18 protein-coding genes are annotated in these 18434 nt (G+C 55.9%); 10 read left to right on the forward strand and 8 right to left on the reverse strand.

All coding sequences use genetic code 11. The annotated features are described in order from the left end of the window. The first annotated feature begins 4 nt into the window (after positions 1–4). Positions 5–889: an Hsp33 family molecular chaperone HslO gene (gene hslO, locus ACZYUB_RS09760; RefSeq protein ID WP_463947474.1), complete on the forward strand. Its 885-nt coding sequence runs from the start codon at positions 5–7 to the stop codon at positions 887–889. 318 nt (positions 890–1207) lie between these two features. Then, positions 1208–2830 carry a phosphoenolpyruvate carboxykinase (ATP) gene (pckA, locus tag ACZYUB_RS09765; RefSeq protein WP_463947475.1) on the forward strand — a complete coding sequence of 541 codons (1623 nt, stop codon included), beginning with the start codon at positions 1208–1210 and terminating at the stop codon, positions 2828–2830. Between the two features lie 103 nt (positions 2831–2933). Here pckA and greB read toward each other — a convergent pair whose 3' ends face one another. Continuing rightward, entirely contained in the window at positions 2934–3419 is a 486-nt protein-coding gene (gene greB, locus ACZYUB_RS09770) for a transcription elongation factor GreB (RefSeq protein ID WP_463947477.1), read from the reverse strand. A 245-nt stretch (positions 3420–3664) separates the two neighbouring features. Between greB and ACZYUB_RS09775 the strand changes: the two genes are divergently transcribed. Beyond that, on the forward strand, positions 3665–5968 hold the full coding sequence (locus ACZYUB_RS09775; protein WP_463947479.1) for a Tex family protein: 2304 nt from the start codon (positions 3665–3667) through the stop codon (positions 5966–5968). Between the two features lie 100 nt (positions 5969–6068). Here the strand turns inward: ACZYUB_RS09775 and ACZYUB_RS09780 are convergent, their stop codons facing one another. From ACZYUB_RS09780 to bioH, 3 genes are all read right to left on the reverse strand, one after another. Then, the gene (locus ACZYUB_RS09780; RefSeq protein ID WP_463947481.1) at positions 6069–6944 is read right to left on the reverse strand and encodes a putative metalloprotease CJM1_0395 family protein; all 876 of its coding nucleotides are present in this window, start codon (positions 6942–6944) and stop codon (positions 6069–6071) included. A gap of 66 nt (positions 6945–7010) precedes the next feature. Continuing rightward, positions 7011–7241: a flagellar basal body rod C-terminal domain-containing protein gene (locus ACZYUB_RS09785; protein WP_463947482.1), complete on the reverse strand. Its 231-nt coding sequence runs from the start codon at positions 7239–7241 to the stop codon at positions 7011–7013. A 28-nt stretch (positions 7242–7269) separates the two neighbouring features. Further along, positions 7270–8082, reverse strand: a complete 813-nt coding sequence (bioH, locus tag ACZYUB_RS09790) for a pimeloyl-ACP methyl ester esterase BioH (RefSeq protein WP_463947484.1) — start codon at positions 8080–8082, stop codon at positions 7270–7272. A 305-nt stretch (positions 8083–8387) separates the two neighbouring features. On the opposite strand from bioH, the gene ACZYUB_RS09795 reads away from it, so the two are divergent. The 3 genes from ACZYUB_RS09795 (at position 8388) to nfuA (ending at position 11305) form a co-directional block, all read left to right on the forward strand. Further along, positions 8388–9848 carry an ammonium transporter gene (locus ACZYUB_RS09795; RefSeq protein WP_460885130.1) on the forward strand — a complete coding sequence of 487 codons (1461 nt, stop codon included), beginning with the start codon at positions 8388–8390 and terminating at the stop codon, positions 9846–9848. A gap of 87 nt (positions 9849–9935) precedes the next feature. Then, entirely contained in the window at positions 9936–10658 is a 723-nt protein-coding gene (locus ACZYUB_RS09800) for a ComF family protein (protein ID WP_463947486.1), read from the forward strand. 68 nt (positions 10659–10726) lie between these two features. After that, complete coding sequence (gene nfuA, locus ACZYUB_RS09805) at positions 10727–11305, forward strand: Fe-S biogenesis protein NfuA (protein ID WP_463947487.1); 579 nt, start codon at positions 10727–10729, stop codon at positions 11303–11305. Between the two features lie 51 nt (positions 11306–11356). Here nfuA and gpsA read toward each other — a convergent pair whose 3' ends face one another. The 3 genes from gpsA to ACZYUB_RS09820 are packed head-to-tail and all read right to left on the reverse strand — an operon-like array spanning position 11357 to position 13321. Further along, complete coding sequence (gene gpsA / locus ACZYUB_RS09810) at positions 11357–12361, reverse strand: NAD(P)H-dependent glycerol-3-phosphate dehydrogenase (protein WP_463947489.1); 1005 nt, start codon at positions 12359–12361, stop codon at positions 11357–11359. 4 nt (positions 12362–12365) lie between these two features. Then, the gene (secB, locus tag ACZYUB_RS09815) at positions 12366–12839 is read right to left on the reverse strand and encodes a protein-export chaperone SecB (RefSeq protein WP_460885126.1); all 474 of its coding nucleotides are present in this window, start codon (positions 12837–12839) and stop codon (positions 12366–12368) included. Between the two features lie 50 nt (positions 12840–12889). Continuing rightward, a complete protein-coding gene (locus ACZYUB_RS09820) occupies positions 12890–13321 on the reverse strand; it encodes a rhodanese-like domain-containing protein (RefSeq protein ID WP_460885125.1) in 432 nt (143 codons plus the stop codon). 222 nt (positions 13322–13543) lie between these two features. Here ACZYUB_RS09820 and gpmM point away from each other — a divergent pair, with 222 nt between their 5' ends. Further along, positions 13544–15082, forward strand: a complete 1539-nt coding sequence (gpmM, locus tag ACZYUB_RS09825) for a 2,3-bisphosphoglycerate-independent phosphoglycerate mutase (protein ID WP_463947491.1) — start codon at positions 13544–13546, stop codon at positions 15080–15082. A 17-nt stretch (positions 15083–15099) separates the two neighbouring features. After that, a complete protein-coding gene (gene envC, locus ACZYUB_RS09830; RefSeq protein WP_463947493.1) occupies positions 15100–16338 on the forward strand; it encodes a murein hydrolase activator EnvC in 1239 nt (412 codons plus the stop codon). 1 nt (position 16339) lies between these two features. On the opposite strand, the gene ACZYUB_RS09835 is transcribed toward envC, so the two are convergent. Next, on the reverse strand, positions 16340–16591 hold the full coding sequence (locus ACZYUB_RS09835; protein WP_463947495.1) for a YkgJ family cysteine cluster protein: 252 nt from the start codon (positions 16589–16591) through the stop codon (positions 16340–16342). Between the two features lie 200 nt (positions 16592–16791). Here ACZYUB_RS09835 and ACZYUB_RS09840 point away from each other — a divergent pair, with 200 nt between their 5' ends. Then, the gene (locus ACZYUB_RS09840) at positions 16792–17184 is read left to right on the forward strand and encodes an acetyl-CoA sensor PanZ family protein (RefSeq protein WP_463947497.1); all 393 of its coding nucleotides are present in this window, start codon (positions 16792–16794) and stop codon (positions 17182–17184) included. A gap of 44 nt (positions 17185–17228) precedes the next feature. Next, complete coding sequence (locus ACZYUB_RS09845) at positions 17229–18419, forward strand: LacI family DNA-binding transcriptional regulator (protein ID WP_463947499.1); 1191 nt, start codon at positions 17229–17231, stop codon at positions 18417–18419. The last annotated feature ends 15 nt before the right edge of the window (positions 18420–18434 follow it).

Consider the following 18434-nt stretch of genomic DNA (forward strand, 5'->3'; position numbering starts at 1 on the left):
GATGATGAAAAAACCGGATCAACTGTATCGTTATCTATTCGAACACTACCAAGTCCGCGGCGAACTGGTGCAACTGGATGAGACCTTTCACCAGATGGCGGCGGCCCAGACATATCCTGAGCCTGTACGCCAGTTGTTGGGCGAATTGCTGGTAGCGACCAGCTTGCTCACTGCGACCCTGAAATTTTCCGGCGCCATCACGGTGCAGTTGCAAGGCAATGGCCCGGTGCGACTGGCGGTCATCAACGGCGACCACCAGCAGCAACTGCGCGGCGTGGCACGCTGGGAAGGCGAGATGCCAGCCGAGCCGACACTCAAAGCCCTGGTCGGCGATGGCCAGTTGATTATCACCATCTCCCCGGAGGAGGGCGAACGCTATCAAGGCATAGTTGCGCTGGAAGCCGACAGTCTGGCTCGCTCGCTGGAAAGCTATTTTGCGCAATCTGAACAGTTGGCCACCCGGATCTGGATCCGTACCGGCGGCACCCAGGATGCACCGCTGGCAGCCGGTATGCTGTTGCAATCCCTCCCGGCCAGTGGCGAGGAGCATGCCAACCAGTTTGACCATCTGAGCAAACTGACGGATACCATCAAGGACGAAGAGCTGTTCACCTTGCCAGCCGAGGAGATCCTGTACCGTCTGTACCACGAAGAAGAAGTCCGCGTGTTCGAGCCTCAGGACATCCGCTTCCTCTGCACCTGCTCCCGCCAGCGTTGCGAACAGGCGCTGTTGCAGCTTGGTCAACGTGAGGTGGCGTCCATGATTGAGGAGCAAGGGCAAGTTGATATGCACTGTGACTACTGTGGCACTCACTATCGGTTTGATGCCATTGATGCTCAGGCATTGTTCAGTGACAACCTGGCCAGCAATGATGGCGCACTACACTGACTCCTAAGCCGCCAACCATTTACCGCAGGAGGCCACTGGCCTCCTTTTTATCGCCGGGCCCGCACAAAATTGGTGCTGCATCGCACATTATCCACATCTTTTATATTGCCATTATTTATCTGTCTATTTTGCCTTGCGCAGTATAAGTCACTGGAATGAAATGATTTCAATGGCGTATCCACAGCGCCTGACAACAGATCCGCCCGATCCGGCTCATAAGCTATCCCGGTTCTTTGACTCGGGTCGCTTTTCTCCCTGTCAGCGCTGTCTAGACTCAGATCCAGATAGACCATACAGCTACGACACCAGGAGAAGACAATGGCAAACCAAGCTACCCTGGCTGATGTATTAAGCCTCGAGCAATACGGCATTCACGATGTAGCCGAGATCGTACGCAACCCCTCCTATGAACAACTGTTTATCGAAGAATTGAATCCCGCACTCACTGGTTTCGAGCGCGGTGTCGTGACTTCGATGGGGGCGGTCAAAGTGGATACCGGAGTCTTCACTGGACGCTCACCCAAGGATAAGTATCTGGTGCTGGACGATACGACCCGAGACACAGTCTGGTGGAGCGATGGCGGCAAGAATGATAACAAACCGATCAGCCCGGAAGTCTGGGCCCATCTCAAGCAGTTGGTCGGCGAAGAACTCTCCGGCAAACGCCTGTTTGTGGTGGATGGCTACTGTGGAGCCAATCCGGATACCCGATTGAAGGTTCGAGTCGTCACCGAAGTGGCCTGGCAGGCGCATTTTGTCAAAAACATGTTTATCCGCCCGACCGAGGCGGAGTTGGTCGACTTTGCACCCGATTTTGTGGTGCTGAATGGTTCCAAATGCATCAATTCGCAATGGAAAGAACAGGGCCTCAATTCCGAAAACTTTGTCGCCTTCAATCTGACGGAAAACTTGCAGGTTATCGGCGGCACCTGGTATGGCGGCGAGATGAAAAAGGGTCTGTTCTCGGTCATGAACTACCTGTTGCCGCTGCGTGGTATTGCCTCCATGCACTGCTCTGCCAACGTGGGAAAAGAGGGCGATGTGGCGGTGTTCTTCGGTCTCTCCGGCACCGGTAAAACCACACTATCGACCGATCCGAAACGGGCATTGATCGGTGATGATGAACATGGCTGGGACGACAGCGGTGTCTTCAACTTTGAAGGCGGCTGCTATGCCAAAACCATCAAGCTGTGTAAGGAGGCCGAGCCGGATATTTACAATGCCATCCGCCGGGATGCCTTGCTGGAAAACGTCACCGTCGATGAGCAGGGCGTTGTCGATTTCAATGATGGCAGCAAGACTGAAAATACCCGGGTCTCTTACCCGCTGTACCATATCGACAATATCGTCAAACCGGTATCCGCTGCCGGGCATGCCACCAAGGTCATCTTCCTGACCGCCGATGCCTTCGGGGTGTTACCTCCAGTATCCAAACTGACCAAGGAGCAAACCAAGTACCATTTCCTGTCCGGCTTCACTGCCAAGCTGGCCGGCACCGAACGCGGCATCACCGAACCCCAACCAACCTTCTCGGCCTGTTTCGGCAAAGCCTTCCTGACGCTGCATCCAACCAAATACGGCGAGGAGCTCGTCAAGCGCATGGAGGCCGCAGGCGCTCAAGCTTATCTGGTCAATACCGGCTGGAACGGCACCGGCAAACGGATCTCCATCAAAGACACCCGCGCCATCATCGATGGCATCCTCGATGGTTCCATCGAGCGGGCCGAGATGAAGACCTTGCCCATATTCAACCTGGCGATCCCGCTGGAATTGCCCAATGTGGACTCGCATATTCTGGATCCTCGCGACACCTACGCCAGTGATGCCGAATGGCAAAGTAAAGCTCTCGATTTGGCCGGGCGCTTCATCAAAAACTTTGTGCCCTACACCGACAACGAGGAAGGCAAGCGACTGGTTGCGGCGGGACCCCAACTCCCTTGATCCAGCTCCAATCCGTCCCATATGACAAACGGACCGCAAGGTCCGTTTGGTTTTTCATCGCTTGCCATTACTTGCATGCCAGAGAAAAATGGCAAAATCCCGGTCAGGACTCTCTGGCGGAGGGATAGCGGATCCGATTGATATACCAGCTTTTCTTTCCGCTGGGGGTTTCCACCAGCGCCTCATCATCCACGGATTTCTTCAGCAAGGCGCGCGCCATCGGTGAATCAATCGAGATGTAATCCTTGCGCTGGTAGATTTCATCCGGCCCGACGATCCGTAAACACAGGCTCTCTCCGGCGTCATTCTCAATTTCGACCCAAGCGCCAAAGAAGACCTTGCCATCCTGCTGAGGGGAGTAGTCCACGACCCGGATCTCTTCCAACCGCTTGCGTAAATAACGCACCCGGCGGTCGATTTCGCGCAGCAATTTTTTGTTGTAGTGATAATCGGCATTCTCTGAACGATCCCCCAGGCTCGCCGCCCAGGCCACCTTTTTGGTCACATCCGGTCGTTTTTCACGCCACAAATGGTCAAGTTCCTGCTGTAAGGCTTCATAACCCTCTCGGGTGATCAGATTTGTTTTCATAGGGCAAACTTGAGGAATAGTATCCAGACTGGAAACGCGAGCCTTCTTTATAACGACTGTGGCCCCGAGTTTGAAGCGCTAAGCGTTCAGCCTGGCATGGGGATCCCGGAATCCGGCACCATTTTCTGCCCTGCTGTTCGCTCCCGGCAAGCTGAGCTATGCTGTAGCCCCCGATAAAACAACAGATGCCCGATATCGGGTGTGCCGTCAGATACGATCCGTTGTTGCTACAGAAGAGAATCCCGATGCAATCCATTTCCCATATCCTGGCCACCGAGCTCCATGCCCGTCCCGAGCAGATCGAAGCCGCTGTTCGTTTACTCGATGAAGGTGCAACCGTACCCTTCATTGCCCGTTATCGTAAAGAGATCACCGGCGGGCTCGACGACACCCAACTACGAAATCTGGAGCAACGGCTCGGCTATTTACGTGAACTCGAAGAGCGACGTCAGGTCATCCTGCATGCTATCGACGAACAGGGTAAGTTAACGCCCGCGTTACGCGCTGACATTGTCGCTGCCGATACCAAGACCCGGCTGGAAGATCTCTATCTGCCCTACAAGCAAAAACGGCGGACCAAAGGCCAGATTGCCATTGAGGCGGGTCTGGAACCGCTGGCCGAGTTGCTGTACACCGATCCGACCCGCAATCCGGAACAAGAAGCGCAGGCGTTTGTGAACCTGGAGCAACAGATCCTCGACACCAAAGCCGCACTGGATGGTGCTCGTTATATCCTGATGGAGCGCTTTGCCGAAAACGCAACCCTGCTGGATAAGCTGCGCAATTACCTGTGGCAAAACGGCCTGCTGCAATCCCGAGTGGTGGCCGGCAAAGAGCAAGAAGGTGCCAAGTTCAAAGACTATTTTGAACATCAGGAGCCGATTGCCAAAACCCCCTCCCACCGCACCTTGGCCATGCTGCGCGGACGCAACGAAGGGATCCTAGCCCTCGCCATCGGTGTCGAAGGCGAATCCACAGCTCACCCCTGTGAGGCCATGATAGCGAATCAGGTTGGCATTCAAACCAAGGGCCGCCCAGCAGACAATTGGCTCGCCAGCGTGGTCAGCTGGACCTGGAAGATCAAGTTGGCAACCCAGATGGAAACTGAATTACTGGGGCGGCTCCGAGAGCTGGCCGAAGCGGAAGCGATCCGCGTCTTTGCCAGCAACCTCAAGGATCTGTTGATGGCGGCCCCCGCCGGAATGAAAGCCACCATGGGACTGGATCCGGGGATCCGCACTGGCGTTAAAGTTGCTGTGGTCGATGCCACCGGCAAAGTGGTAGCAACCGATACGGTTTACCCGTTTGAACCCAAAATGCAGGTTGAACGAGCCATCCAGACCATCCATGCCCTGTGCCAGAAGCATAATGTCGGTCTCATCAGCATTGGCAATGGCACAGCGTCACGAGAAACCGACAAGCTGGTGGCCCAGATGTTGAAACAGTACCCCGAGTGTCAGGCGCAGAAAGTGGTGGTCAGCGAAGCTGGGGCTTCGGTGTATTCCGCGTCCGAGCTGGCGGCGCTGGAATTCCCGGATCTGGATGTCTCACTGCGCGGGGCGGTATCGATTGCGCGCCGCCTGCAGGATCCATTGGCCGAACTGGTCAAGATTGATCCCAAAAGCATTGGCGTCGGTCAATACCAACATGATGTCAGCCAGAGCCAGTTAGCTCGCAATCTGGATGCCGTGGTTGAAGATTGCGTGAACGCTGTCGGGGTGGATGTGAATACTGCGTCGGTGCCGCTGCTGACGCGGGTTTCCGGCCTCAGCAAAACCCTGGCCCAGAATATCGTCGCCCATCGTGACGAACAGGGGGCATTCCGCAGCCGCGCCCAACTGCTCAAAGTCAGTCGCCTCGGCCCCAAAGCCTTTGAACAATGCGCCGGTTTCCTGCGCATTCAGGGTGGCGATAACCCGCTCGATGCCTCATCGGTGCACCCGGAGGCCTATCCGGTGGTCGAGCGCATCCTGGCGCGTACCGGTAAAGCCGTGCATGAACTGATTGGTAACAGTTCGCTCCTCAAAGAGCTCAAACCCGCCGAGTTTACTGATCCTCAGTTCGGAGTACCGACCGTCAGCGATATCATTGGTGAACTGGATAAACCCGGCCGCGATCCGCGTCCCGAGTTCAAGACTGCCACCTTCCGGGAAGGGGTGGAAACCATTCGTGATCTGCAACCCGAGATGGTGCTGGAGGGGACCGTCACCAACGTCACCAACTTCGGTGCTTTTGTCGATATCGGGGTGCATCAAGATGGGCTAGTCCATATCTCGGCACTGACCGACCGTTTCATCAAGGATCCGCGCGACGTCGTGAAAGCCGGGGACATAGTGCGCGTCAAGGTGCTGGAGGTGGATGTCGAGCGCAAACGTATTGCCCTAACCATGCGCCTGCAAGATCAAGCGCCTAAAGCCCCCCCGCAGCGTGAAGCTCGCACCTCGGGAGCCGGCAATCCATCTCCCAGACGTGAGGAACGCGCGGCTCGACGGGAAGCGCCGAGCAATAATGCATTTGCCGATGCCTTCGCCAAGGCTAAACGCAAATAGGGACTAAAAGAACGGGGAGCCAAGGCTCCCCGTTCTTTTTCAAAAATGTTGGTCAACGGTGATCAGGGACCGTGGGCAAACCGCCGTAAAAGTCTATGAATCAAGCATAGCGGCTGAGTTGGGATTCAGGCTCTGGTTGCCAGGCCAACTCGTAACGACGGGAAATGACCTGCCCTCGTTGTGCCATCAAATCAGTGAGAGATTCCTGGACATAACTGCGGCTACGACTCACCACAGGCGAGGATTCAGAACTTGCAGCTGAGGTCTCTTCGTCATCCTGAGTCGTCTGCGCGGCACTCGTACCCATCCCCCGGCTTTGCAACTCTGCGCGGGCCGCCATCGCGATCTGCGCGGCCTTGGCCGCAACCGCATGATCTTGCCCTGAGGGGTCGACAGGAGCGAGAGCCGCCGCCTGAACCTGCTGCATCTTGCGAATCGTCGCTTCCGGATCCGCTTCGGCAGAGATATCGATCTGTACCTTGCCACCGGTAGCATAGCGACCACCATCAGGACCCGACTCCATGGTGAAGCTGGGAGCCGAGGCGTATTGACCACCGACGGCCTGGTGAGCTTGCTCATGAGCCCGGACTTCGCGATCCCGCTGCTTGAGAGCATCAACAATCAACTGTTCCGCTTGCTGTTGACGCTCGGTTTGCTCATCCCCGGAACCGGAACGACCGCCGGATTGACCGCTCCCCTGGCCCTGCTGCCGACCTTGCTGGTCCTCATTGACTGCCGCAACATCTTGTTGTGATGAGGAAGTTCGGCTACCGCTTTCCGGTTGATACGTGACGGGACGATTCTCGTTATTCCGCGCCCGATCTTTTTCACTACCGACTTGAGATTCTTTCGCATAAGCATCCCCGCGCTGAGCTGCGGGGATCAGCTCGCGTTGCTGGCTGTCACGGCGCGCGGCTTCAACAGCCGGTTGCAGTGCCAGAGGCACAAAATTGGGATAGCTGGGTGCTATATTCATCTCAAACTCGATTCATCTCAAATGGGTTCATCATCCCTTCGGGCCCGTGACCCGACACTCACCTCGTCACACCCGAACATCGAGCAGGGTACCCATCATCTCATCGGCGGCTTTGACCACCTTGACGGACGCCTGGCCACTTTGCTCCGCAACCATCAGATTCACCAGCTCAGTGGTCGGGTTCACGGCCTCCGGCTTCGTTGCCAGTTGCGCCAGCTTGGAGCTACTCTCATCCACCTGCTGCGTCGCCCGCTGCAAACCGGTATAGCCTGCATTGAGAGCACTGTTAATTTGCATGTTGGCCTCCAAACACCACAACCACTGTCTAATTATTGGTCAAAACGGTGATGGAAGAAAGGTCATTCCTCGGCTGCGCAGTAATGAATTCACTGATGACGCCCACGAACTCATTACTTTCGGTAATAAAAGGAGCATGAGCCGAGGCGCGAAAGAGATGGAACTTCGCACCAGATGTCGACTGTGACCAAACCTCCTGCACTGCGGCCGGAACCAGTGCATCGAGTCGACCCAACAGATGCAAGACAGGTCGGGTCAGAATAGAGAGCTCAGCCCGGAGATCCAGCTCTTGCAGCAGACTCAAGCCCATACGCAATGCCTGGGGCTCAGGAGCGGGGCGAGATTGTAAGCGCTCGCGCAAAATTCGAACATCATCGCGAGCGGAAACGCTGCCTAACGCCTGAATCGCCAGAAAGCGCTCGATGGTTTTATGGGTATCGGCCTGCAACTGGGCCGAGAAGCTGGTGAGCACCTCCGGTTTTACCCCTGGCCACTCAGCTTCTGCGACAAAACGGGGCGAACTGGCAACCGTGATCAGGCTCAGCACCCGTTCCGGATACAAGAACGCCAATCGGATGGCCAACATGCCCCCTAAGGACCAGCCGAGTAGATGAGCTCGCTCAGGTAGCGCTTTCAGCATCAAATCCAGCCAGCTCGATAGATCCGGATTTTCAATCCCCAGATCAGCGCTATAGCCAAACCCAGGCAAGTCGATGATATGCAGCCGAAATTGTTTCGAGAGTTCGGTTTTGATGCCATCGAATACCGCACCATTCATGCCCCAGCCATGCAAGAGCACCAAATCGGGCCCACTTCCCAATCGTTCGACATAAAGTGTCATTTCTATTTTCTCTTTCCTGAACGGTGGACAAACAATAAGTTTTTACATTTTGCTAACGCACCAGTGTGATGCACCAAAATTAGGCAATACTGTGTAAGAATGCATCACAGCGGAGCGGGGCTGGCATGAATAGTGACAAAAAATCCGCTATCCGAGCGATTTACAGCACCATTTTGCGGTTTTCCAGGTTGGCACGTTTCCTGCGATAGATGCTTCAGGTTCGCGACATCCTGTCCAGCCACCGAGTTCAACAGAGTTTATCTGTACGAATACCAGGACACGATTCTTTCAGGGAGATACCTACAATGAAACGCTTATTTGCAATTCTGGCACTGGTAGGGGCCTTTGGCTTCACCAGTCCGGCATGGAGCGATGAAACCGCCCCGACTACCGAGGTTGCAACTGAAGTCGCTGCAGCGCCAGCCGCTGAAGCAGCTCCTGCTGCACCTGTGATTACTGTTAACAAGGGCGACAATGCCTGGTTGATGGTATCTGCTGCTTTCGTCATTCTGATGTCAGTTCCCGGTTTAGCTCTGTTTTATGGTGGCTTGGTTCGTACCAAAAACATGCTGTCGGTGCTGATGCAGGTATTCGCCGTCTTTGGGCTGGCGACTATTCTGTGGGTCAGTTACGGCTACAGTATTGCCTTCACGGAGGGGAGTGCCTTCTTCGGTAACTTTTCGAAGATATTCCTCAACGGGGTAACACCTGACTCGATTGCAGCCACTTTCTCCAAGGGAGCTGGTGTTTCTGAGTTGATTTATGTGGTGTTCCAGGGCGCATTCGCAGCCATCACCTGCTGTTTGATCCTGGGCGCATTCGCCGAGCGAATCCGCTTCTCTGCCGTACTGATCTTCATGGTGCTGTGGTTCAGCTTCTCTTACCTGCCGATGGCACACATGGTGTGGTACTGGGCCGGTCCTGATGCCTATACCAGCGCCGAAGCTGCTGCCGCTGCGGGCAGTACTGCAGGTTGGTTGTTCCAGAAGGGCGCACTGGATTTCGCAGGCGGTACCGTTGTACATATCAACGCCGCTATCGCAGGCCTCGCGGGTGCCTACTTTGTTGGCAAGCGTGTCGGTTTTGGTCGCGAATCTATGGCACCGCACAGCCTGACCATGTCCATGATTGGCGCCTGTTTGCTGTGGGTAGGTTGGTTCGGCTTCAATGCAGGCTCCTCGTTGGAAGCCAATGGCATCGCCGGTCTGGCTCTGGTCAACACCTGGGTAGCAACAGCAATGGCAACCTTTACCTGGCTGCTGGCTGAATGGGGCCTGAAAGGTAAGCCTTCCTTACTGGGCGCTATTTCTGGTGCGGTTGCAGGTCTGGTTGCGATTACCCCGGCATGTGGCTTCGTCGGTGTCCCTGGCGCCATGGTGATTGGTGGTGTCGCTGGTGTCATCTGCCTGTGGGGCGTGCATGGCCTGAAGCGCTTGTTGAATGTCGATGACTCTTTGGATGTTTTCGGTGTGCACGGTGTCGGCGGTATCATTGGTGCGCTGCTGACAGGTGTCTTCGCTTCGCCTGACTTGGGTGGTACCGGGGTGTGGGATTACGTGGCTAATGCTGTGACTCCGGACTACTCGATTGCAGCACAAGTGAAGATCCAGGCGATTGGTGTCGTCACTACCATCATCTGGTCTGGTGTGGTCTCCGTGGTTGCCTTCTTCATCGTCGACAAGCTGGTAGGTCTGCGAGTACCGGTCGAAGCCGAACGCGAAGGTCTGGATCTGACTTCTCATGGCGAGCGTGCTTACAACTACTAAGCACAGCTGGCAAATTGACAAGGGCGCCCTCAGGCGCCCTTTTTCTTCATCTACACTGCCCACATCATCCCCCAACCAGCCATCACTATGTTGCTGCCTATCAACAGGATGCTTCAGGTATTACGCACCATTGGCGCCCATCGCCTGTTGCTGGGGAACTGTTTGTTGTGCCGACAATTCACACAGACACATCCATTACTCTGCGATGAATGCCAGGCCGATTTACCGCGCATCCAATTTCCCTGTCCTTGCTGCGCATTTCCGCTCTCCGAACCGGGTATCCGTTGCGGAGCCTGTCTGCAGCAGCCTCCCACTTGGGAACGACTGCGCATTCTCGCCGACTATGAAACGCCTTACCGCCAATTGATCCATCGTCTGAAATACCAACGCCACCCTGAATGCGCAGTGCTATTGGCTCGCTTATTCAGTGCCGGTCTCGAACTGGATGAGCGACCGGAAGTGTTGCTACCGGTGCCGTTGCACTGGTGGCGACAGTGGCGGCGAGGCTATAACCAGGCGGAGGAACTGGCTCATGCCATCAGTCGACTCCAACACATTCCCGTAGATAACCACTGCTTGCAGCGCATACGCGCCACACCGGCTCAGGCGATGCTGAACAAGCAACAGCGGCAAAAAAATCTACGCGAGGCGTTTACTCTGCATCCAATATCGTATCGCCATGTCGCCATAGTCGATGATGTGGTCACCACAGGCGCCACCGCCGAACAGCTCACACTCCGGCTCAAGGCTGCCGGAGTGGAGCGCGTCGAGGTTTGGGCGATTTGCCGTACCCTCCAACATCGATCTTGAGGCTAGGCGAGATCCATCAAGCAGAGTATGATAATTCCGAGCTATTTAGTCAGGATTAGAGGACTGCCATGATCAGCATTTCCGACGCCGCTCAGGCCCATTTCCGCAAACTGCTGGAAAAGCAGCCTGATGGCACCAATATTCGTGTTTTTGTAATGAATGCCGGCACACCGAATGCCGAGTGCGGTGTTTCATACTGCCCCCCCGATGCCGTAGAGCCCGAAGATCTGGTACTGCCGTTTGCCGGTTTCGATGCCCTGGTCGATGCCCAGAGCGCCCCGTTTCTGGAAGAGGCAGCTATCGATTTTGTTTCCGATCAGATGGGCTCGCAACTGACGCTCAAGGCACCCAATGCCAAGATGCGCAAGGTTGATGCCGACGCACCCCTGATCGAGCGGATCGAGTACGTGATTCACACTCAGGTCAATCCATCACTCGCCGGTCACGGCGGTAAGGTGACGCTGCTGGAAATTACCGACGATGGCTATGCGATCCTGCAATTTGGCGGTGGGTGCAATGGTTGCTCCATGATCGATGTCACCCTCAAGGACGGCATCGAGAAGCAGTTTCTGGATCTATTCCCTGGCGAAATCAAAGGTGTTCGCGATGCTACCGAACACAACCGGGGCGAGCACTCCTTTTACTGAGACGCCACCTTGTAGCCGGATAAAACAAAGCCCCGCGAACGGGGCTTTTGTCTATTCGTCTTTCTTGTCGCGACTGAGCAGTGCTAGCGCAGCCTCTTTCGGCGGTTTGTTCTGGTATAAAATAGCAAAAATCTGTTCGCAGATAGGCATCTCGATGCCCTGCCGCGCCGCCAGGAGATGGACCTCGCGTGTATTGCGATATCCTTCTACCACCTGGCCGATCTCTTCCATGGCTTGTTCGATGCTCTTCCCCGCCCCCAAGGCCAGACCAAAACGGCGATTACGCGATTGATTGTCGGTGCAGGTAAGAACCAAGTCCCCTAGCCCGGCCATGCCCATAAAAGTTTTGGCATCGGCACCCAGAGCAACCCCCAAACGCTGCAACTCTACCAAGCCCCGGGTAATCAGGGCGGTGCGGGCATTAGCACCAAATCCCAAGCCATCCGAGAGTCCGGCACCGATAGCAATCACGTTCTTCACCGCGCCGCCCAGTTGCAAACCGATGAAATCCGGATTGGTGTAGACCCGAAACGATTTACCGCAATGCATCAGATCCGACAACTCGTCGGCAAAGGCATCATCGGTCGCCGCAACCGAAATCGCGGTTGGCAAGCCAGCGGCCAGTTCACGGGCAAACGTCGGGCCAGAAATCACCGCCAGAGGCACGGCATCACCTAACGCCTCCCGGGCAACATCACCCAACAGGCGGCCACTATCCGGCTCCAGTCCTTTGGTCGCCCAGGCGATGCGGGCATCTGATGCGAGATGAGGCTTGGCTTGACGTAATACGTCGCCGAAGACATGACTGGGAACCACCACCAGCAACGTCTTGCTCGCCTGAACGGCATAGGCAAGATCCGAGGTCAGCTCCAGCGTCGGCGGAAAAGGCACGTCGGGCAAAAAAAGCTCATTGCAACGGGCGGCATCGAGCATAGCAATATGCTCAGGCTCATGACCCCAGAGCAGGATCCTCAGCCCTTTACGCGCCAAAGAAATGGCAAGGGCGGTGCCATAAGACCCCGCCCCCAGGACAGATACCACAACATCCTGTGCCATATGCTTAATGGCTCGCAGCAGCTTCTTGTTCCGCTTCCAGCTTGGACATATGAGCGGCAAACAAAGCGTCAAAGTTGACCGGAGCCAGATTCAGCTGCGGGAATGAACCCTTGGTCACCAGGGCAGCGACGGCTTCACGGGCATACGGGAACAGAATGTTCGGGCAGTAGGAACCCAGGCAGTGGGCCAGTTGCGGAGCATCCAGATTGGCCGCAGTGAAAATACCCGCCTGCTTCACTTCACATAGGAAAGCCACATCATCGCCCAGGCTGCAGGTGACCGTCAGGGTCAGACACACTTCATAGATGTCTTCGGCCAGAACGGCAGTCTTGGTATCCATGTCCAGCTTGACGTCCGGCTGCCACTCTTTTTGGAAAATAGCCGGGGTATTAGGCGCTTCAAAGGAAACATCCTTGATATAAACGCGTTGGATATGGAATTCAGGTTGCTTTACTTCGTTGCTTGCTGCTTCAGCCATTGACTTAATCCTTGTGAAAAATGAGTTCTGGATACAGAGCTATGAAATCATTAACGTTTTTTGGTTACTGGCAGGTTTTCGCCGCGCCAACTAGCCAGACCACCACGCAAGACAAACACTCGGGTAAAACCAGCTTTACTCAAGGCAGTCGCTGCAGCGGGGGCACGCATGCCGCTCTCGCACACCACAATAGTGGGGGCATCTTTATGCTTTTCAATCTGGGAAAGGTTATTTGCCTCGATCTGGGTAGTCAGAATGTTAACTGCGTCAACAATGTGTCCCTTGGCAAACTCGTCCTGGGTCCGGACATCGACAACGATGCCATTTTCCCGGTTGATCAGCAGTGTCGCTTCGCGATTACCGATCTGCTTGATAGGAGAGAGCAATGCGCGCACTGAGGTGTAAATCAGCGCGACAAACAAACCACACCAAGCCGCAACCAGCATGGGGTTTCTACCCACAAAATCGATATATTCTTGCATTTCGGGTCTAGTCCACTCGCTAAAAATAAAACCCCGGCAGTATACATGGGGGGCGATAGAATAGCAGCCTCACCGAGGGTAAAGCTGGGAGTCAGGTCGCAGCCTATTCAAGTCAAGTCATCATCAGGCAATGTGTGATCAGATGACTATTTCGGCAGATGTTGTAATATGGCTGCCCAGAAGCTTTACCCATTTCTGTCACTTCAAGAGAGGACTCCCTCAATGTCTATCGCCAAGAAGCCACTGGCACTGATCATCATGGATGGTTGGGGCTACAGCACCAAGAAAGAGTTCAATGCCGTCGCCGCCGCCAAGACCCCGAATCTCGACGCCTTGTGTGCCACCTATGCCAACACCCTGATCTCTGCCTCTGGCATGGATGTCGGTTTGCCAGATGGCCAGATGGGCAACTCCGAAGTGGGTCACGTCAACATTGGTGCCGGTCGCGTGGTGTACCAGGAACTGACTCGCGTCACCAAAGAGATCCGTGATGGCGATTTCTTTAACAATGAAGCTCTGTGCCGCGCCGTTGATGCCGCGACCAACCAGGGCAAAGCCGTACATATCATGGGCTTGCTGTCAGAAGGCGGCGTTCATAGCCATGAGGACCATATTGCCGCCATGGTTGAACTGGCCGCCAAGCGTGGTGCTGAACAGATTTATCTGCACGCCTTCCTGGATGGCCGTGACGTAGCACCCCGTTGCGCCCAGGTCGCCATCGAGCGTTTCGATGCGCTGTTTGCCAAGCTGGGCAAGGGACGTATCGCCTCTTTGGTCGGTCGCTACTATGCCATGGATCGTGACAATCGCTGGGATCGCGTGCAGGAAGCCTATGATCTGATGACCGAAGGCAAGAGCGAGTTTGCCAACTTTGCCAGCGCTAGCGCCGCTCTAGCCGCAGCTTACGAACGTGGCGAGAACGATGAATTCGTCAAGGCCAGCGTTATCGGCAGCGAAGCGGCTACCCTGAATGATGGCGATGCCCTGATTTTCATGAACTTCCGTGCTGACCGTGCCCGTGAAATCACCCGGACCTTCGTTGATGCCGACTTCTCCGGCTTCGTGCGTAACAAGCAGCCGAAACTGGCTGACTTCGTCATGCTGACCGAATATGCCGCCGATATCAAAACCTCCTGTGCCTATCCGCCAACGGCCCTGACCAACACCCTGGGTGAATGGCTGGCCAAGCACGACAAGACCCAACTGCGCATTTCTGAAACCGAGAAGTACGCTCATGTGACCTTCTTCTTCAACGGCGGCGAAGAAACCAGCTTCCCGGGCGAAGACCGCGAACTGATCCAGAGCCCCAAGGTTGCTACCTATGATCTGCAACCGGAAATGAGCTCTGGTGAAATGACCGACAAGCTGGTCGCCGCTATCAAGAGCGGTACCTACGATGTCATCATCTGTAACTACCCGAATGGCGACATGGTCGGCCACACCGGTATTTTCGATGCCGCCGTCAAGGCTTGTGAAGCCGTCGATACTGCGATTGGCCGTATCGTCGCCGCCCTGAAAGAAGTAGGTGGCGAATGTCTGATCACCGCTGACCACGGTAACGCCGAACAGATGATGAACGAAGAGACTGGTCAAGCCCACACCGCCCACACCAGCCTGCCGGTTCCGCTGATCTATGTTGGTCGTGAAGCCAAGGCCCTTGAGGGCGGCAAACTGTCTGACCTGGCACCGACCATGCTGACCCTGATGGGCATGGAAGTACCGCCGGAAATGACTGGCAAGCCATTGATGATTCTGAAATAATCCGCGCCATGCGGGTGATGGATGATGTTATCAAGTTACTGACTCGCGTCGGCCTTCTGGCCGGCGCGTTGTTTTTGTCGCCGTCACTCCAGGCGGCCGATAATCCGGACCTGAACAAGGTTCGTGAACAGATCCAGCAAAAACAGCAAGAAATCAAATCGCAAAAAAAAGACCTCGATCAACTGCATCAGCAGCTGCAACAAGATGAAGCCGCGGTTACCGCATTGGCCAAGCGTCTGCAGGGTTCACAACGCAAACTCAAGGCAACCCGCACACAACTCGAGGCACTGGCCGCTCAAGGCCGGGAGCTGACCGCACAACTCAAGCGCCAGGAGCGACTGCTCGCCGAACAACTCGACCATGCCTACCGCATGGGCAATAGCGATTATCTCAAACTACTACTGAATCAACAGGATCCAGTAGCCGTCGGCCGTGCCCTTGATTATTACGGCTATTTTAATCAGGCCCGCCTTGACGCCATCGCCGCCCTCAAGAAGACCCAACAGAAGTTAGCCGAGAATCGTCGCCAGACAACGCAAACCAGCCATCAACTGACCTCGCTGGTTAAGACCCAACAGGAAGACCAGGCCAGCCTGCAGCAAAAGCAACTGCAGCGTGAAAACACCGTCAACGAAATCAAGAAATCGCTGGTCGATGACCAACAGCAATTAGCCAAACTGCGCGCCGCCGAACAGCGCATGCAGCGTAAAATTGAAGAAGCACGCAAGCGCCTGATCGCTGAACGCAAACGCAAAAAGGCCGAGGCTGTTGCCCGCGCCCGCGCCAAAGCTCGGGAGCAGGGGCGCTCCGAAGCCGTCGCCGAGGAACAGGCCTCCGCTGCCATAGCCCAAGGAGATCACAAAGGGTTGGGCAAGGAGCGAGGCCATTTACCTTGGCCACTACAAGGTCCGCAAATCCGCCGTTTTGGTGAGCATCGTAGCGGGGAAGTCACCTGGAAAGGCATTCTGATCGGTGGTAGTGAAGGCGTGCCAGTCAGTGCCATTGCCGATGGCGACGTGGTGTTTGCCGATTGGCTGGAAGGATTTGGCAACGTTCTGGTGATCGATCATGGCAGCGGCTATCTGAGCCTGTATGGCAATAACTCAACGCTGCTCAAAGCCAGCGGAGATACGGTCCGACGAGGCGAATCCGTGGCCCGGGTTGGCAACAGTGGCGGTCAGCCCCAGACTGGGCTCTATTTTGAAATCCGCTGGCAAGGGAAACCGGTTAATCCCACCAGTTGGCTGGGTCGCTGACCTAACGAGTTTGCATCTCGAGTTCACCGATCAACCACAGCGCCTCATCCTGACTGTTTCCGCATACGTCGACCATGGCCCGAAAGCCCAGACAAACCGCCGGACGGCTACTCAAACCGAATAACAGACACAGGTTCTGCTCGTCGAGCTGGATACAACGAATTCCTGCCGGTTTGCCATCTGGCATTCCGGGAATCGGTGAACTGATACTGGGAGCAATACAGCAGGCCCCGCAACCGAGACGACACTGCATGTCCAGACCTCTGATGAAAAGTCCGCCTATTCTAGAGCCTATCAGCGGGTGAGTCACAAACTATTCCCCAATCCCCTCTCCGGGCCAGCCGGAACACGTCGGCCGTGTTAAACTTGGATTACCCATGGACAGGGCTCACTCAGCCCCTATTTTCCGCGCGCCCCGACAGACAGGGCCAACCAAGCGGTCAAGGAGTCATCATGCGATTGACGGTACACCACAGCGCCGAGCTGCTGCCTTACTGGCTGGATAGCCTGAACAAACTACTGAGCGCTGATGCGCTGAATCGCGACAAATTACTGCATGCCGGTCACTGGCACGTTGCCACCTTCAATGATCGGGTCGTCGGCCTGGCAGTGACCAAGGATGAAGAGATCATCTACTTTGCCGTTCGTGACGCCACGCGACGCCGTGGTGTCGGCCAGTATCTGCTCAGCGAGACACTCAGCTGGATGCAGTCCCAAGGGTGTAGCCAAGCCATGCTCTCCACCCATGCCGCCCGCCCTGAAGAGCACCATGCATTATCTGCCTTCTTGCTGCACAACGGCTTTACTCGCAATGGCGAACGCTACCTGCTGACCCTCAATCACTAGAGCTCTTCGCCGGTATCAAGAACCCGAACTCCGGTGTTTATGCCATGCCCGACCAAGGCATGGCATTTTTCTTTCGACCGCAGGGCCGAAACATCCCCATCGACGAGCCAGAGCAGTGTGCCAAACCTCGGCAACAGACAGCGGTTGAGTCGCCTGCTTGTCATATTTCTGTCCAGTGGTTGCTCTATACTGGCGTCGGCCATTATCTGTCGACTGCACAAGGAACGCTGCCTGCCATGGGTCTCTCCCCTTCGCCACTCGAGAAACGATTTATCAGTGCCGTACAGGTTGCTGAGCTGGCCGGCGTATCACGCTCGGCGGTGTCCCGGACCTTCACGGCAGGAGCCAGCGTGTCGCCCCACACCCGGGCCAAAGTCCTGGCGGCGGCACAGCAACTGGGATATCAGGTCAATCATCTGGCGCGCTGTCTGCACGATACCAGCCGCATCGTCAGCCTGATCACCACCGATATCAGTACCCCATTTCAGGCCAACTTCCTCGATCAACTCACCCGCGCCCTGCAGCAGATCGACAAGGTGGCCATGGTGATCAACACCAAGGGCGATGCCCAGAGCGTGGCTGCCGCCTTATCACAAACCCTGAGCTTCCGTGCCGAAGCGTCGATCATCCTCTCCGGCCAGCCGCAAAAGGAGCTGATCGACAAGTGTCTGACCAATGGCCAGCGCGTCATTCTGGTCAACCGCGACTATGACCATCCTCACGCCGAGAATATCCGCATCGACAACGAGGGCACAGCGCACGAGGCGCTGGCAATCCTGCTGCGCCAGGGGTGCCAGCGCGTTGCTGTGGTCACCTCCGATGTTGGCTCAGTCGGATTGGAAGCACGCGAACGCGGCTTTGTTGTGGCAGCACAAGCGGCTGGGCTGGAGGTGGAAGTGCTGCGCTATGGCGACACCTCTTATGCCTCCGGCGTCACCATGGCCGCATCACTCCGACGGATGCCGGATGGGGTGTTCTGCGTGACCGACCTACTGGCCTGCGGATTTCTCGATGAAGTACGACGACGCGGCGTGCGCGTGCCAGAAGATATGGTGCTGATCGGCTTCGATGACATCGAGCAGGCCCACTGGCATGCGTACCAGCTGACGACCTTCCGCCAACCCCAGCAGCAGATGGTGCAGCACATTATTGCCCGGTTACAGACCCCTTTCGGGGCCTTTGACAACGACTATACCTGTCCGCTCGAGACCGTCTGGCGCAGCACCACGCGCTGAACCGTCGGGCAAGGT

It is taken from the genome of Pseudaeromonas sp. HNCC25DJ182, assembly GCF_055413365.1.